The sequence below is a fragment of the Bradyrhizobium sp. INPA03-11B genome (assembly GCF_040446015.1).
In the GTDB taxonomy this organism is placed as follows: Bacteria; Pseudomonadota; Alphaproteobacteria; order Rhizobiales; family Xanthobacteraceae; genus Bradyrhizobium; species Bradyrhizobium macuxiense_A.
On record NZ_JASGSR010000020.1, the window covers coordinates 80070 to 96853 of the forward strand.

Sequence of the window (16784 nt, forward strand, 5' to 3'; positions counted from 1 at the left end):
ATGCGGCGTGCGGTCGCGCTGCTGGCGCTGCTCGCCGGCCTCTGCGGTGCGCGGGCCGAGGAGGCGTTCGTCACCAACCAGCTCAGCGACGATCTCACGGTGGTCGATCTCGCGACCGCAAAGCCGGTCGCGACGATCGCGATCGGCGGCAAGCCCGCGGGCGTCGCTGTCAGCCGTGACGGCCGCTTCGCCTATGTGACGAGCCCGGATGCCAAGGCGGTCACGGTGGTCGATGCGTCGGCGCGCAAGGTGGTCGGCCGGGTCGATGTCGGCGGCGGGCCGCTCGGCGTCGCGGTGGCCCCCGATGGCGCGACGGTCTATGTCGCCGACTGGTACGCCGCCGCGGTGCGGGTGATCGACGCGAAGGAGCTGCGGGTCGTCGCCAGTCTTGCGGTCGGCGCATCGCCATCCGGGCTTGCGGTGACGCCGGACGGGCGGCTGCTGCTCTCGGCCGACCGAGACGACGACAGCGTCTCCATAACAGACACATCAACACATGAGCGGCGAGGGATCGTGAAGGTCGGGACGCGTCCGTTCGGCGTCACCATCGATGCCGAGGGCAAGCGCGCCTACACCGCCAATGTCGGCTCCAACGACGTCTCCGTGATCGACATCGCAACCGCGCACGAAATCGGCCGCGTCCATGTCGGCCTGCGCCCCTATGCCGTGGCGCTGGCGCAGGGCCGCGGCTTCGTCACCGACCAGTATGACGGCAAGGTCAGCGTGTTCGATCTCGCGACGCTGGAACCCGTGAAGCGGATCAGCGTCGGCGATTACCCCGAGGGCATCGAGGCGACCGCCGATGGCAAGCGGGTCGTGGTCGCGAACTGGGAGAGCAACACGCTGAGCGTGATCGACGCCGCCGAGCTGAAGGTGATCGGCGAGGTCAAGGTCGGCGACGGCCCGCGCGCGTTCGGGGCGTTCCTGAGACGGACGGAGTAGGTGAGGAGCGTGGGGTGTTCCAAAATATCGAAAACAACCCCATGCAAAGGAGCATGCTGCCGCCACACTCGGAAACGCGACTTGACACGTCGGGCAAATCAGCGATACGTTTCTATTATTCCGAAATTGTGCAGGCGTCCGCCGCCGCGCGATAACCGATCGCTCCTACGGCCTGCCGCCGAGCTGCGACCCATTGGCTCACCAGCGCGGCAGGCATATATTATCGGGCAAATACCAGGAAACAAAATACCAGGAAACACAGGGAGGATGCCATGCATCATACCTTGGTGCCCAGTGACCGGGTCGAGCACGTCTGCGTCTTCGGGAGCGACGGTTCAAAACTCGGTTTGATCGAGCGGCTGATGCTCGACAAGGTGAGCGGAACGGTGGCCTACGCCATCATCAAGACCGGCGGCGTCCTGAGCAGCCATCACCACTATCCCGTCAGATGGACCGCACTGCACTTCGATCCCGTACGGCAGGCCTTCGAGGCCGAGGTGACGCTGGAGGATTTGCGCGCCGGGCCGTCCGAATTCGACGGAGACGAATTCGACTGGGGCGACCGCTCGCAGTCGTACACGCACCCGAATTATTGGGCGGTGTAGCGCGGAGGTGAGGGGCAGTGTTGTAGCCCGCATGAACGAAGCGACATGTGGGGGCGGTTGACTTGTCCGGCCAGCGGCCCCGGATATCGCTTCGCTCATCCGGGCTACGTACTTATTCAGTGGCAGGCACATGACCCAATACAAACCCGCCGGCTGGCCTTCCATCATACCGAGAATTGTCACGAGCGACCTCACCGGATTGACCGGCTTCTTGAGGGACGTCTTTGATGCGGAAGGCGACGTGCGCTCCGGAGCGCCAACAGAAATCCGCATCGGAGATTCGATCATCCTGATCAGCGATGGCGGAGGCGTACGCGAGGCGATGCCGGCCTTTCTCTACGTCTATGTTGAGAACGCAGACGAGACCTATCGGCGTACGATCGCGGCGGGCGCTGAATCGATCGAGACCCCCGCGGATACGCCCTACGGCGACAGACGAGCGATGGTCCGGGATGCCTGGGCGAACGTCTGGCAGATCGCCACGTACCGCGGCACTCCGTAGGATGGGTGGAGCGAAGCGATACCCATCATTCGGGCCGCGGGATGAGTTGATGGGTTTCGCTTCGCTCTACCCATCCTACGCGCTAGCTTGGTGATTATGTCGGCATCACGTTCCGGCGAAACCATGCAGGTCGAGGGTTAAAATGGAATGTCATCGTCGAGTACGGAGCCGCTCATGGTGGCTGGCAGCGCGGCCTGAGGTAGGGGAACGTTAGCGACGACAAATAGATTCAAGATATCCTCGCGATCCATGAACATGATTTGACTACGCTTAGATGCGTCGAGGCGTTCACCAAGCCAATTTCTCGCAGCCTTCGTAATTTCGCCTCCTGCTACAATGAAGGCATGATCCACTAAGACTCTTCGGCTGGTCTCTGGATCAAAGATTACGTGACCAAGCATCATTGTAACCTGATTGAGAATTTCGGCGACGTTGGCCGAGCCACTTTTGCTCATTCCAGCCGCGTCGAGCTTGTCGCGCTTTACCTGTAAGCCGAAGTACAGCACATGCTGAGTTGGAAGCGTGTAACGCATCCAGATGTCTTTTCCGTATTCTAGCGACTTGTCGCGATGGTCTGTAGCTGTGACACGATGAAAGCCGAGCTGACGAAACAGCGGGAGCAATATCTCGCCAATAAGGTCATCTTCCGATGCCTTATCAAGAAAGCTTATAAGCAGATCACGACGTTGAAGCTCATCCCTGGATAGAGGACGGTGAGGATTTGCGGCAGACGTTGCGACTGCGCCCGTTCCGATATGTCGGAGGTAGCATTTATGATCTGGCGCAAAGAAGGCCTCAAAGCCTTCGCGAGCTAGCGATATATTTAGCTTCGATAGCGCAGCTGTGCGATCAGGATCGCTAGCCGTCGCATCGGCGACATCCATCAACGTTGCGATCACCCGGCAGAAACTATGCGGCGGGGTTTGTGCATCTTGATGCGGATCATTAAGGAGCGCTTCTAAAATTCCCGAAACCCAAGCGGCCCGCGTTGAGCCGTCGTGAGCAAAGTCTGTGTCCGCGTCACGGAAAAATCGAGTGAGATAGCTGCTACTACGGTAGACGAAGGGAACGTTCTCACCATTGCCGCAAATCATCTCGGCAATTTCATCGAGGGTGCGTTGCCTCCACTTCATTCAGAACTCATCTTCCCGTTGGCTTTGCCACGGTCAAGTCACTCCGCCGCCTCGCTCGCCGAGCTCTTCCTTGGCTTGCTATTCGCCTTCTTCAGCACCGGGGCCAGGAACTTGCCGGTGTAGCTCCTCGGCGCCTTGACGATGTCTTCCGGCGGGCCCCAGGCGACGATCTCGCCGCCGCCGTCGCCGCCTTCGGGGCCGAGGTCGATGACCCAGTCGGCGGTCTTGATGACTTCGAGATTGTGCTCGATCACCACGACCGTGTTGCCCTGGGCGACCAGTTCGTGCAGCACCTCCAGGAGCTTTGCGACGTCGTGGAAGTGCAGGCCGGTGGTCGGCTCGTCCAGGATGTACAGGGTGCGGCCGGTGGCGCGCTTGGACAGCTCTTTTGCCAGCTTGACGCGCTGGGCTTCGCCGCCGGACAGCGTGGTGGCCTGCTGGCCGACATGGATGTAATCCAGGCCGACGCGGTGCAGGGTCTGGAAGGTCTCGCGCACGCGCGGCACCGCCTTGAAGAACTCGGCGGCTTCCTCGACCGTCATATCGAGCACGTCGGCGATGCTCTTGCCCTTGAACAGCACCTCCAGCGTCTCGCGGTTGTAGCGCTTGCCCTTGCAGGTGTCGCAGGTGACGTAGACGTCGGGCAGGAAGTGCATCTCGATCTTGATGACGCCGTCGCCCTGGCAGGCCTCGCAGCGGCCGCCCTTGACGTTGAAGGAGAAGCGCCCGGGCTCGTAGCCGCGCGCCTTCGCCTCGGGCAGGCCGGCGAACCATTCGCGGATCGGCGTGAAGGCGCCGGTATAGGTCGCGGGGTTGGAGCGCGGGGTGCGGCCGATCGGCGACTGGTCGATGTCGATGATCTTGTCGATGTGCTCGAGGCCCTCGATGCGGTCGTGCGGCGCTGCGCCCTCGCTGGCGTTGTTCAGCTTGCGCGCGATCGATTTGTAGAGCGTGTCGATCAGCAAGGTCGACTTGCCGCCGCCGGAGACTCCCGTCACGCAGGTGAACAGGCCGAGCGGGATCTCGGCCGAGACGTTTTTCAGATTGTTGCCACGGGCGTTGACGACCTTGATGGTGCGCCGGTGGTTCGGCGGCCGCCGGTCGGGAATCGGGACCGAAAGTTCGCCGGTGAGGTACTTGCCGGTCAGCGATTTCGGGTTGCGCATGATCTGGTCGGGCGTGCCTTCGGCGACGATGTGGCCGCCATGCATGCCGGCGCCGGGGCCGATATCGAGAACGTAATCGGCGAGGCGGATGGCGTCCTCGTCATGCTCGACCACGACCACGGTATTGCCGAGGTCGCGCAGTCGCTTCAGCGTATCGAGCAGCCGGGCATTGTCGCGCTGGTGCAGGCCGATCGAGGGCTCGTCCAGCACGTAGAGCACGCCGGTCAGTCCCGAGCCGATCTGCGAGGCCAGGCGGATGCGCTGGCTCTCGCCGCCGGACAGCGTGCCGGATGAGCGCGACAGCGTCAGGTAGTTGAGGCCGACGTCGAGCAGGAAGGTCAGGCGCTCGCGGATCTCCTTGAGGATGCGCGTTGCGATCTCGTTCTGCTGCGCGTTCAGTGCCTCCGGCACCGTCTCGAACCATTCGCCGGCGCGCTTCACCGAGAGCTCGGAGATCTCGCCGATATGCTTGCCGCCGATCTTGACGCACAGCGCCTCGGGCTTCAGCCGGTGGCCGTGGCAGCCCGCGCAGGGCACGTCGGAGAAATACTTGCCGAGCTCCTCGCGCGCCCACTCGCTCTCGGTCTCGCGGTAGCGGCGGTTGATGTTGGTGATGACGCCCTCGAACGGCTTCTTGGTGTCGTAGGAGCGGACGCCGTCCTCGTAGGAGAACTTGATCTCGTCGTCGCCGGAGCCGTGCAGCAGCGCGGCCTGCACCTTCTTGGTCAGGTCCTTCCACTTGGTGTCGAGCGTGAACTTGTAGTGCTTGCCGAGCGCGGTCAGGGTCTGGATGTAGTAGGGCGAGGACGACTTCGCCCAGGGCGCGATCGCGCCCTTGCGCAGGGTCAGCTCCTTGTCGGGGATGACCAGGTCCTCGTCGATATGCTGCTCGACGCCGAGGCCGCCGCAGGCCGGGCAGGCACCATAGGGGTTGTTGAACGAGAACAGGCGCGGCTCGATCTCGGGGATCGTGAAGCCGGACACCGGACAGGCGAACTTCTCCGAGAACAGGATGCGCTCGGGGCCGCTCTTGTCGTGGATCTTCGCGGTTTTCTTCTTGTCCTCTTTCTTCTCGTCCTGCGCGGCCGCGGCGGGCGCGTCGGCATACTCGATCACCGCAAGACCCTCGGCGAGCTTCAGCGCGGTCTCGAAACTTTCGGCGAGGCGCTGGGCGAGATCGGGACGCACCACGATGCGGTCGACCACGACGTCGATGTCGTGCGGAAACTTCTTGTCGAGCGCCGGCGCCTCGGCGAGCTCGTAGAAGGTGCCGTCGATCTTGACGCGCTGAAAACCCTTCTTGAGGTACTCGGCGAGCTCCTTCTTGTATTCGCCCTTGCGGCCGCGCACGACCGGCGCCAGCAGATAGAGGCGGGTGCCTTCCGGCAGCGCCAGCACGCGGTCGACCATCTGCGAGACGATCTGGCTCTCGATCGGCAGGCCCGTGGCGGGCGAATAGGGCACGCCGACGCGCGCCCACAACAGGCGCATGTAGTCGTAGATCTCGGTGACGGTGCCGACGGTGGAGCGCGGGTTCTTCGAGGTGGTCTTCTGCTCGATCGAGATCGCCGGCGACAGGCCGTCGATCTGGTCGACATCCGGCTTCTGCATCATCTCCAAAAATTGCCGCGCATAGGCCGACAGCGACTCGACGTAGCGGCGCTGGCCCTCGGCATAGATGGTGTCGAATGCGAGCGACGACTTGCCGGAGCCGGACAGGCCGGTGAACACCACGAGCTTGTCGCGCGGAATCTCGACGTCGATGTTCTTCAGATTGTGTTCGCGCGCGCCGCGGATCGTGATGGCGCGCGATGAGGAGCCGGCGTTCTGTTGGCGCTTCGCCTTGAGCACTTCATCCATTGCGACGGTTCCGGGCGCATGCTTGGGCGCCTTTTTTGGGCGCGCATCGCCGGTGATGCCGGGAGCTTGCGCCGATGGGGGTGTGAGGACTGGAACGTAGGAAGAACGGCCGACAATTTCCAGTGCTGAATAGCGTCCATCAACGGATAGTTTGCCTGATGGCAGCAGCCGTCAGCAGGGCAGGTTCCAGATTTCTGTTTTGACGCGTTTTCCTGGCGCGAACCGGGATCCATCCCGGATCAAAGTCCGGGACAGACTTCGCTCGAAAACGCTTTGACGCAAAAAGGCCGGCGCGAGGCCGGCCTTTCCGTGCGATCTGCTCGCAGATCGGCTCAGTATTTGGCTCAGTACTTGGCGACGATCGGGCCGCCGAAATGATAGTTCACGCCGAACTGGACGCTGTGCAGGTTGATGTCGGCCGACGGAACGCCGAAATAGGTCTCGCCGCCGAGGCTGCGATACAGGTACTCGCCCTTGATCGACCACTGCGGCGCGATGAACGCTTCGATGCCGGCGCCGACGGTCCAGCCGGAGTGGAAGTTGCTCTGCGATGCGCTCACGCCGCCCGCGCTGAGGGTCAGCTTGTTGTCGACCCAGGCGTAGCCGCCGGTGCCGTAGAACAGCACCTTGTCGACCGCGAAGCCGATGCGGCCGCGCGCGGTGCCGAGCGCGTCGATCTTGCTCGTCGCGGTGATGCCGAACGCGGTGGCGGAAGCGTTGACGTCAGCCCAGCCGCCGTCGGCCTCGATGCCGTACACGATGTTGCCGGCCTGCCAGTTGTAGCCGACGGTGCCGCCCGCGAAGCCGCCTTCCATCTTCGGATTGCCGGAATCCTCGCTGGCGTAGCCGCCGAAGCCACCGATGTAGAAGCCGGTCCAGTTGTAGATCGCGGCCGGCGGCGGAGCCTTGACGTAGGGGCCGCGTGCGGCGAGATCGGCGGCCATTGCCGGTGCAATTGCGCTGAGGGCAAACAGGCCGGCCGAGGCCAGCAGAACATTCCTGATTTTCAAAGTCCAAATCCCGTTTTTCTTGCCCATTTTCTTGTTGTCCCCCTTCACGCATTTGAAGGGAGCGTCGCGGCAGTGTTGCGTGACGTACGCGTGCTTCTACAGAGAAATGCTGGAAGTTGTGTATCTGTGAAACCACAATGCACGGAAAACGGCCCGCGCTGGCGTGCCTGCGCAGCGAAACAGCCGGCGCGAGTCCGGCTCCGATATTTCGATGCGAGGCAGTGATGCGTGAGCTGAGGCCGCCTCAGTACTTCGCTGCGGATATGTATTCGAAGCCGAGTCCCAGCGCGTGTCGCTGGCCGAGGCAGGGGAAGGTACGAGCCCGGCATTGTAGCGACGCAGGATGTCGCCAACCGCGGCACCACCGCTCACGGCCGACCCCACAAACAAAAAGGCCGGCGCGAGGCCGGCCTTTGGTCTGGATCAAACCGGATCGCGCGATCAGTAGCGCGCAACCACCGGGCCACCCCATTTGTAGTTCACGCGGACGGTGACGACGTCGACGTCCTGGCGGTCGCGGATGCTGCTGAACAGCGCGCCGGTGGGGGTGGTGAGGTTGTAGGTCTTGTCCTGCATGAACAGGTGGTCGTACTCGACACCAGCGGTCCAGTTCGGCGCGAAGCCGACCTCGATGCCGGCACCGATGGTGCCGCCCCAGCGGGTGTCGCTGGCGCTGCCGGCGAGCACGCCGGTCGGCGTGAAGTAGGTGTTGAAGCGGTTGTCGGTCAGCGCCGCACCGCCCTTGGCGTAGAGCAGCACGTTGTTGACGGCGTAGCCGACCTGGCCGGTGAACAGGCCGAACGCGTCGATCTTCGACTGGTTGGTGAACAGGCCCGGGAACAGCGCGCTGTTGTTGCTGCCCTTCAGGTCAGCCCAGTCGCCCTGCGCTTCGAGGCCGAACACCCAGGCGCCAGCCTGCCAGCGATAGCCGATCTGACCGCCGGCGACGCCGCCGGTTGCGTCGTGGCAACCATCCGATCCGATGAACACGCCACCCGGGACCTGGTCCCAGCAATTGTGGCTCGAGCCCCAGCCGCCGTTGACGCCGATGTAGAAGCCGCTCCAGTCATAGACGGCGGCGATCATCGGCGGCGCCTTGGTGTAGGGGCGCGCCGCCAGGTCGGCGGCCGCAGCAGGCGCGGCGAACGCAATCAGGGCAACCGTACCGAGCAAAAACTTCTTCATCATCAATCTCCCAGCTCCCCGATCGGCTTCCAATTTGTCCCGAAGCCGACCTCAGACGCGAGCGCCCGCGTCATGGGTGGTAGCTATACGCTGATTCAACCGGAAGCGCCGTCTCCCAAAAGCCACACTTGCGGAAGAAGTAAGGCTGATACAAGCAGTTGATTTAGCTTGTGTTTTCAAAGGCTGATCAAGCCCGCGGCGGCCGGGATCGAAATCGGCTGCGGTTCCATCGCCATTCGCCGCTGCTACGGCTGGTTGTGGCGAACAAAACTGGAACATGATCGGCTGCGGTGCTATATCTCGATAATCGTGGATAACCGCGCACGGGCAAAGGCGGCGGGCCGGCGCCGGCGTATAGGGTCATCCACGACGCCTGCAAAGTAAGTGGCGAAGGTTGAGAGCGGCGGCCGATGTCCGGACGCCCGGTTTTTGAGTGGAGATGATGCGATGGCAGGAAGCGTGAACAAGGTGATCCTGGTTGGAAACCTCGGCAAGGATCCGGAAATCCGGCGGACGCAGGACGGCCGTCCGATCGCAAACCTGTCCATCGCGACCTCGGAGACCTGGCGCGACAAGGGCACCGGCGAGCGCAAGGAAAAGACCGAGTGGCACCGCGTCGTGATCTTCAACGAGGGCCTCTGCAAGGTCGCCGAGCAGTACCTCAAGAAGGGCGCCAAGGTGTACATCGAGGGTCAGTTGCAGACCCGCAAATGGACCGACCAGTCCGGCGTCGAGAAGTACTCGACCGAAGTCGTGCTGCAGGGCTTCAACTCCAACCTCACCATGCTCGACGGGCGCGGCGGTGGAGGCGGCAGCTTCTCCGATGACGGCGGCAGCGATTTCGGCTCGTCCGGTCCGGTCAGCTCGGCGCCGCGGCGCGCGGTGGCCGCCGGCGGCGGCAGCCGCAACAGCGACATGGACGACGATATCCCGTTCTGATCGAACGTTGCTTTCCGGCGCTCATGCCGTCGCTCCGTGAAGATCATTTCCCGGAGCGGCGTTGCGATGCGTGATGGCAATTTCCTCGTGTGAATTATGAGGATAACTCCATAGCCGCTTGCTGACTCACGAATCTCTGGAGGCGGCGAGGACGAGTTCCCCTGACTTTGACACAGGCCGATGTGAATGATATTTACATCGGCCTGCGGCGAGCGATGTTTGGCCGCCAGCTCAATTCAAGGGCCGCCACCATGAGCCTCGCGCCATTGCTCGACGCTGCGCCTGCGATCCCGCTCCATGCCTTCGCCGCGATGGCCGCCTTCGTGCTCGGCTCCATTCAGCTCGCCGCACCCAAGGGCACGCTGCCGCACCGGACGCTGGGCTGGATCTGGGTGATCCTGATGCTGGTCGTCGCCGGGAGCTCGTTCTGGATCCATCAGATCCGCCTGGTCGGCCCGTGGAGCCCGATCCACCTGCTGTCGATCTTCTCGCTGGTCATGCTGGTGCTCGGCGTGATGGCGGCGCGGAGCCACAATGCCCGCAGCCACAAGTTCACGATGATCGGGATTTTCTTCGGCGCGCTGGTCATTGCCGGGCTGTTCACCTTCATGCCCGGGCGGATCATGCACGCCGTGATTTTCGGCCACTGATTGGGCGATTGAGGGCGTCGCGGGGCCGGTTCCATCGGGTCCCCACCGTCTTGCGATCGCAGTGCAAAGCAGGCCCGCGGGAAGCCCACAATGCGGCTGGTAAGTGTATGAAAAAACGAAGGGAAAAACGGCTTGCCGGAGCCGCTCAGGGGTGGTTTTCAGGCCCCCGATGGGCTATATGATTCCCCAGTAAAACTGACCGGATTTCCCCTTTGTCCGATAACGAAGATGACAAGCCCGGCGAGCCGCCGGCGCCCTCAGATATTCGTCCCGTTTCCATTCTCGACGAGATGAAGAAGTCCTACCTCGATTACGCGATGAGCGTGATCGTGTCGCGTGCGCTGCCCGATGCGCGCGACGGGCTCAAGCCGGTGCACCGGCGCATCCTGTATTCGATGCATGAGCAGGGGCACACGCCGGACAAGAAATACGTCAAATCCGCCCGCGTCGTCGGTGACGTGATCGGTAAATACCATCCGCATGGCGACCAGTCGATTTACGACGCGATGGTCCGCATGGCGCAGGATTTCTCGCTGCGCGTGCCGCTGATCGACGGCCAGGGCAATTTCGGCTCGATCGACGGCGATCCGCCGGCGGCCTACCGATATACCGAAGCGCGGCTGACCAAGGCGGCGCTCGCCGTTCTCGCCGACATCGACATGGAAACCGTCGATTTCCAGCCGAACTACGACAATTCCGAGCAGGAGCCGTCGGTCCTGCCGGCCCGGTTCCCGAACCTGCTGGTCAATGGCGCCGGCGGCATCGCCGTCGGCATGGCGACCAACATCCCGCCGCATAATCTCGGCGAGGTGGTCGACGCCTGCGTGGCGCTGATCGACAACCCGGCGCTCACGATCGACGAACTGATCGACATCATCCCGGGCCCGGATTTCCCGACCGGCGGCATCATCCTCGGCCGCCAGGGCATCCGCTCCGCCTATCATCTCGGCCGCGGCTCGATCGTGATGCGCGGCAAGGTGACGATCGACACCATCCGCAAGGACCGCGAAGCGATCATCATCACCGAGATTCCCTATCAGGTGAACAAGGCCACGATGGTCGAGCGCATCGCCGACCTCGTGAAAGAGAAGAAGATCGAGGGCATCGGCGACCTTCGCGACGAGTCCGACCGCGACGGCTATCGTGTCGTCATCGAGCTGAAGCGCGATGCGGTGCCGGATGTGGTGCTGAACCAGCTCTACCGGTTCACGCCGTTGCAGACCAACTTCCCCGCCAACATGCTGGCGCTGGATTCCGGTCGTCCGCAGACGATGACCCTGAAGGATCTGCTCACCATCTTCGTCGCGTTCCGCGAACAGGTGGTGACCCGCCGGACCAAGTTCCTGCTCGGCAAGGCGCGCGACCGCGCCCATATCCTGGTTGGCCTTGCGATCGCGGTCGCCAATATCGACGAGATGATCCGGGTGATCCGGACCTCGCCCGATCCGAACACGGCGCGCGACACCCTGATGTCGCGCGACTGGCCGGCGCGCGACGTCGAGGCGATGATCACGCTGATCGACGATCCCCGGCACCGGATCAACGACGACGGCACGATCCGCCTGTCGCTCGAGCAGGCAAGGGCCATTCTCGATCTGCGGCTGCAACGCTTGACGGCGCTCGGGCGCGACGAGATTTCCGAGGAGCTCGACAAGCTCGCAGCTGAAATCGCCGACTATCTCGACATCCTGCGCTCGCGTGCGCGCGTGCAGGGCATCGTCAAGACCGAGCTGGCCGAGGTGAAGCAGCAGTTTGCCACCCCGCGCAAGACCCAGATCATCGAGCAGGAAGGTGAGGTCGAGGACGAGGACCTGATCCAGCGCGAGGACATGGTCGTCACCGTCTCGCATGCCGGCTACGTCAAGCGCGTGCCGCTGTCGACCTACCGGGCTCAGCGCCGCGGCGGCAAGGGCCGCGCCGGCATGCAGACCCGCGACGAGGATTTCGTCTCGCGCCTGTTCGTCGCCTCCACGCACACGCCGGTGCTGTTCTTCTCGTCGCGCGGCCAGGTCTACAAGGAGAAGGTCTGGCGGCTGCCGATGGCAGCCCCCAACGCGCGCGGCAAGGCGCTGATCAACATCCTGCCGCTGGAGCAGGGCGAGCGCATCACCACGATCATGCCGCTGCCGGAGGATGAATCCTCCTGGGGCAATCTCGACGTGATGTTCGCGACCACCAGCGGCACCGTTCGCCGCAACAAGCTGTCCGACTTCGTCGACGTCCGCCGTTCCGGCATCATTGCGATGAAGCTCGGGGAGGGCGAGGCGATCGTCGACGTGCAGATCTGCACCGAGCGCGACGACGTGCTGCTGACCGCCGCCGGCGGCCAGTGCATCCGCTTCCCGGTCCCCGATGTCCGCGTCTTCACCGGCCGCACCTCGATGGGCGTGCGCGGCATTGCGCTGGCCGAGGCCGACAGGCTGATCTCGCTGGCGATCCTGCGCCATGTCGACACCACCTCGGACGAGCGCTCGGCCTACCTGAAGATGCGCCGCGCGGTGGCCGGCGAGGCCACGACCGAAGAGCCGGTCGAGACCGAGGGCGAGGAGACGGCGAACGATGCGATCCAACTGTCGCAGGAGCGCTATGCCGAACTGTCGGCCGCGGAGCAGGTGGTGCTGACCGTCTCCGTCAACGGCTACGGCAAGCGGACCTCGTCCTACGAGTACCGCACCACCGGCCGCGGCGGTAAGGGCATCGTCGCGATGAGCGTCAACAACCGCAACGGCAATCTGGTGGCGTCGTTCCCGGTCGAGGACGCCGACCAGATCATGCTGGTCACCGACAAGGGCCAGTTGATCCGCTGTCCGGTCGCCGACATCCGCGTCGCCGGCCGTTCGACCCAGGGCGTGATCGTGTTCGACACCGCCGAGGACGAGCACGTGGTCTCGGTCGAGCACATTCCGGAAGAGGAAAACGGCGAGAACGGCAACGGCGGCTAGCGCCGCCGTAGTCCCGTAGCCCGGATGAAGCGTAGCGAAATCCGGGGGCTCTCGATCCGGCACTTCCGTCCCGGATTACGCTTCGCTGCATCCGGGCTACGAAAAGGCTTATGCCGCCTTTCTAGTTGGCTGCGGCGCGCCGTGCCCTGCGCTTACGTTCCGTCGCTGGTTGAGAATGTGAGCTCGGCGTCCGCCATGATGTAGCGGACGTATCGGTAGTCGCGGATGAACGTAATTTCGTCGCCGCGCCACTCTAGCCACATGAAGTAGCTCGGCCTGGTGTCCATGCCGTCCTCGAACACTGCGATGACTTCCCGGCCCTCCAACCAGGCGGGCGCCAGCCGTACCCGGTCCATTTTTCCGTAGATGCTGAAGAACACCCCAACGTCCGTCCGTCCTGTCCGGACGGCGTGAGCCGATTGATTGAGTTTCACGTCATCCGCCAGCATCGCGCGCAACCCGTCCCAATCTTTCTGGTTGAACAGGGTGACATACCGCATGACTGCTGCGGAGGGCGATCTGACGTCCGGCGGCCGCGATGCGGTCGCGTTGATCTCGCGAAGACGCGCACGCCCGCGCGCAAGATGCGCCTTCACGGAATCGACGCTGAGACCGAGCAGTGCGGCGATGTCGGCGAGCGGCTCATCGAGGACATCCTTCAGGATGATCACGCTGCGTTGCAGAACCGGCAGCTCGGCAAAGCGCGATACCGCTGTCCGCACCGCTTCCTGATGCATCAACTGCTCCACAGGATCAGGGCTTGCTCCGTCGACAACATCGTACGCCGCCTCGATCGGTTCGGCCGCGCGGATGGCTTTGCTGCGCCAGACATCCAATGCCCGGTTATGAGCGATGCGAAACAGCCACGCGCGAAGTTGGGGCAATTCGGTCATTGCTTCCAGAGCGACGAAGGCCTTGGCGAAGGTGTCCTGTACGACGTCTTCGCCCTCGATCACCGAGCCCACCAGGCGCGAACAATAGCGGTGAAGCTCGGGCCGCAGTTCCTCGGCGAGTGCGAGAAGCGCGGCCCACCGATTGGCGCTCGAAAGGTCTTCGCCGCTGGTCAAGCTGCCGCTCCCTCCATGACGGTCACGCCGGCATCGCCGTTGAGTCCGAACACGATGCCGTCAGCGTATTGCGGGTCCTTCAGAACCGAGATCACCAGATCACCGAATTTCCGGGGAGGCATGGGTGCGCCGAAGCGCGCGACAAACTGTTCGGGCGTAATCCCCATCGAACCCGCATAGGCACCAGCAGCGGCATCTCCGATCCCGGTCCCCAGGATCATCTGCCGCGGCACGATGGCCCGAAAACGGATACCGAGATTCAACTCCTGCGAAACGCCGTTGGCATACTTGGCCATGAACCATAGCATTCGCTTGGAGCCGCCGTAACCGCCGGACATCTGCGAGCCGGTCACAGCGGCGCCGCTCGATCCCACGAGAACCGTGCTGCCCGGCTTCATGGGGAGATTGAGCGCTGCCTGCAGCCAGAACAGGCCCGCTTTGACGTCGGTTTCCCAGGCGGCTGAAAAGTCCTCCCAACTCAATTGGTCCAGTCGGCCCATCCGCGGCGTGGTGCCCGCGTTGAGCGCCAGAATATCCGGCTTGATTTCAGAGAGGATGCGATTGGCGGCAGCGCGATCGGTCACGTCAGCCGGGATCGTCGCGACGCCGAGCCGGTCGCGAGCGGCCTTGAGCGAGTCCGTTCCACGCGCAACGACCGTGACGTTAGCGCCCTCGGCAACAAGCGCTTCAACCAGGCCGAGGCCAAGACCGCGGCTCCCACCGGTGACGACGGCGACTTTTTTCTCGAGGCTCATCTGTTGGCTCCCATGTCTGTGTGAAGCCAAGACGATCGAGGCCACCGAAAAGAGTCAGGCCTAATAGCACCAGAGCTCCAGCGTTTGAGCTGAAGTGGCGGATCGTGGGACGCGCCCGTAAAGCCACTTTGTGGCCCAGGTTCAGCGCGCTTCTTCTGGGTTGCGTGGCCCTTAGATTGTCAGCATTCGGCTCAAACGAGCTGCTCATGCACGTCCAGTTCTAAATCTCGATCTCCGTGCCGAACTCCACGACCTGGCCGGTCGGCACGCCGAAGAAGGCCGCGGACCGCTCGGCGTTGCGTTGCAGGAAGGCGAACAGCGATTCCCGCCACACCCACATGCCCGGAACGTCCTCGCGCGGGATGATGGTCTCGCGGCCGATGTAATAGGTCACGTCGGAGAGGTCGATGCCGGGCAGCTTGCCCTGCCGGCAGGCGAGCTGCAGCCCCTCATAGATCGTCGGGTACTGCATGAAGCCGTAGTGCAGGAGTATCCTTGTGATGCCCGGGCTGATCTCGTTGACGTCGGCGCGTTCCTCGTCGGGAATCCTCGGCCGCTCCTCGATCTGCACGGTGACCAGCAGCACGCGCTCGTGCAGCACGTGGTTGTGCTTGACGAATTGCGTCAGCGCGAGCGGCACGCCATTGGGCGCCGAGGCCAGGAACACGGCGGTGCCGGGCAGGCGGGCGCTGCATTTGTTGACCGCGGTCTCGATCAGATCCTCTTCGGGCTGGCGCAGCTTGGCGCGTGCTTTCTCGACCAGCTTCACGCCGCCGCGCCAGGTCATCATCAGGAACGCCACCGCGGCGGCGAGCAGCAGCGGGAACCAGCCGCCTTCAAACAGTTTCTCGGTGTTTGCCGCAAAGAAGATCGCGTCGATGATGAAGAAGAAGCCGTTCACCGCGATCACGAGGATCGGCGCATAGCCCCACTGGATCGCGACCAGCGCCGCGAGCAGCGTGGTGATCGCCATCAACAGCGACACGGCAATGCCGTAGGCGCCGGCGAGTGCGTCCGAGGTGCCGAAGGCCAGCACCGCGCCGAGCGTTCCCGCGGCAAGCAGCCAGTTCACCAGCGGCACGTAGATCTGTCCGATCGCATCGCTCGTGGTGTGCTGGATGTGCATGCGCGGCAGGAAGCCGAGCTGGATCGACTGCTGGGTCAGCGAGAACACACCGGAGATGATCGCCTGCGAGGCGATCACGGTGGCGACGGTCGCGAGCAACACGAGCGGGTAGTGCGCCCAGTCCGGGGCAAGCTGGAAGAACGGGTTGTCGATCGAATTCGGGTCGTTGATCAGTTCGCCGGCCTGGCCGAAATAATTCAGCACCAGCGCGGGCAGGCAGACCGCGAACCAGGCGAGGCGGATCGGAAAGCGGCCGAAATGCCCCATGTCGGCATACATCGCTTCACCGCCGGTGACCGCGAGGAATGCGGCGCCGAGAATGGCGAAGCTGACGTGAAAATCCTGGTGGATCAGGAAATCGAATGCATAGAACGGGCTCAGCGCGACCAGCACGGCGGGCGCCTTGACGATGCCGTGAATACCGAGCGCCGCGAGCACGGCGAACCAGAACAGCATTACCGGGCCGAAGATCTTGCCGATGAAACCCGTGCCCTGCTTCTGCATGAAGAACAGGCCGATCAGGATCACGACGGTGAGCGGCACCACAATCGGCGTCAGCGAGGGCGCGTCGACCTTCAGGCCTTCAATCGCCGACAGCACCGAGATCGCCGGCGTGATCGCACCGTCGCCATAGAGCAGGGCGGCGCCGATGAGGCCGACGACCAGAAGGTGGGCGCGCCAGGTGCCGGGCGCCGCGTTGCGCGCCGAGAGCAGCGCCAGCAGCGCGACGATGCCGCCTTCGCCGCGATTGTCCGCGCGCAGGATCAGCATGGCGTATTTGACGGAAATGATGAGGATCAGCGCCCACAGGATCAGCGAGACCACGCCGAGCACTGCGCTGTGGGTGAGTGGACCGCCATGGGCGGCGGCCTTGGCGGCTTCCTTGAGGGCGTAGAGGGGGC

The 16784-nt window shown here is 63.6% G+C and carries 13 protein-coding genes; 6 read left to right on the plus strand and 7 right to left on the minus strand.

The genetic code is table 11. From position 1 onward, the window contains the following. The 3 genes from QMZ05_RS11105 to QMZ05_RS11115 all read left to right on the plus strand — a co-directional run bounded on the left by QMZ05_RS11105 (position 1) and on the right by QMZ05_RS11115 (position 2049). Complete coding sequence (locus QMZ05_RS11105) at positions 1-942, plus strand: cytochrome D1 domain-containing protein (protein WP_353700781.1); 942 nt, start codon at positions 1-3, stop codon at positions 940-942. Between the two features lie 272 nt (positions 943-1214). Then, the gene (locus tag QMZ05_RS11110) at positions 1215-1547 is read left to right on the plus strand and encodes a PRC-barrel domain-containing protein (protein ID WP_353700782.1); all 333 of its coding nucleotides are present in this window, start codon (positions 1215-1217) and stop codon (positions 1545-1547) included. Positions 1548-1677: 130 nt separating this feature from the next. Further along, positions 1678-2049 carry a VOC family protein gene (locus QMZ05_RS11115; RefSeq protein ID WP_353700783.1) on the plus strand — a complete coding sequence of 124 codons (372 nt, stop codon included), beginning with the start codon at positions 1678-1680 and terminating at the stop codon, positions 2047-2049. Positions 2050-2186: 137 nt separating this feature from the next. On the opposite strand, the gene QMZ05_RS11120 is transcribed toward QMZ05_RS11115, so the two are convergent. From QMZ05_RS11120 to QMZ05_RS11135, 4 genes are all read right to left on the minus strand, one after another. Next, positions 2187-3182 (minus strand): hypothetical protein, encoded by a 996-nt coding sequence (locus QMZ05_RS11120; protein ID WP_353700784.1) that lies wholly within the window; start codon positions 3180-3182, stop codon positions 2187-2189. 38 nt (positions 3183-3220) lie between these two features. Next, complete coding sequence (gene uvrA / locus QMZ05_RS11125; RefSeq protein ID WP_353700785.1) at positions 3221-6208, minus strand: excinuclease ABC subunit UvrA; 2988 nt, start codon at positions 6206-6208, stop codon at positions 3221-3223. A gap of 344 nt (positions 6209-6552) precedes the next feature. Further along, the gene (locus QMZ05_RS11130) at positions 6553-7212 is read right to left on the minus strand and encodes an outer membrane beta-barrel protein (protein ID WP_353700794.1); all 660 of its coding nucleotides are present in this window, start codon (positions 7210-7212) and stop codon (positions 6553-6555) included. Between the two features lie 447 nt (positions 7213-7659). Beyond that, positions 7660-8403, minus strand: coding sequence for an outer membrane beta-barrel protein (locus QMZ05_RS11135; RefSeq protein WP_353700786.1), 744 nt, complete (start codon positions 8401-8403; stop codon positions 7660-7662). A gap of 447 nt (positions 8404-8850) precedes the next feature. Here QMZ05_RS11135 and QMZ05_RS11140 point away from each other — a divergent pair, with 447 nt between their 5' ends. The 3 genes from QMZ05_RS11140 (at position 8851) to gyrA (ending at position 12934) form a co-directional block, all read left to right on the plus strand. Beyond that, positions 8851-9342 (plus strand): single-stranded DNA-binding protein, encoded by a 492-nt coding sequence (locus tag QMZ05_RS11140; RefSeq protein WP_021081257.1) that lies wholly within the window; start codon positions 8851-8853, stop codon positions 9340-9342. A 251-nt stretch (positions 9343-9593) separates the two neighbouring features. Continuing rightward, complete coding sequence (locus QMZ05_RS11145) at positions 9594-9992, plus strand: DUF2306 domain-containing protein (RefSeq protein ID WP_353700795.1); 399 nt, start codon at positions 9594-9596, stop codon at positions 9990-9992. A gap of 212 nt (positions 9993-10204) precedes the next feature. After that, the gene (gene gyrA, locus QMZ05_RS11150) at positions 10205-12934 is read left to right on the plus strand and encodes a DNA gyrase subunit A (RefSeq protein ID WP_353700787.1); all 2730 of its coding nucleotides are present in this window, start codon (positions 10205-10207) and stop codon (positions 12932-12934) included. Between the two features lie 152 nt (positions 12935-13086). Here the strand turns inward: gyrA and QMZ05_RS11155 are convergent, their stop codons facing one another. The 3 genes from QMZ05_RS11155 to QMZ05_RS11165 form a co-directional block, all read right to left on the minus strand. Continuing rightward, entirely contained in the window at positions 13087-14001 is a 915-nt protein-coding gene (locus tag QMZ05_RS11155) for a sigma-70 family RNA polymerase sigma factor (RefSeq protein WP_353700788.1), read from the minus strand. After that, the gene (locus QMZ05_RS11160) at positions 13998-14756 is read right to left on the minus strand and encodes an SDR family NAD(P)-dependent oxidoreductase (RefSeq protein WP_353700789.1); all 759 of its coding nucleotides are present in this window, start codon (positions 14754-14756) and stop codon (positions 13998-14000) included. Before QMZ05_RS11160 ends, QMZ05_RS11155 begins: the two co-directional genes overlap by 4 nt. Positions 14757-14976: 220 nt before the next feature. After that, on the minus strand, positions 14977-16784 hold a 1808-nt coding region (locus tag QMZ05_RS11165), incomplete at its 5' end, for a KUP/HAK/KT family potassium transporter (protein ID WP_353700790.1).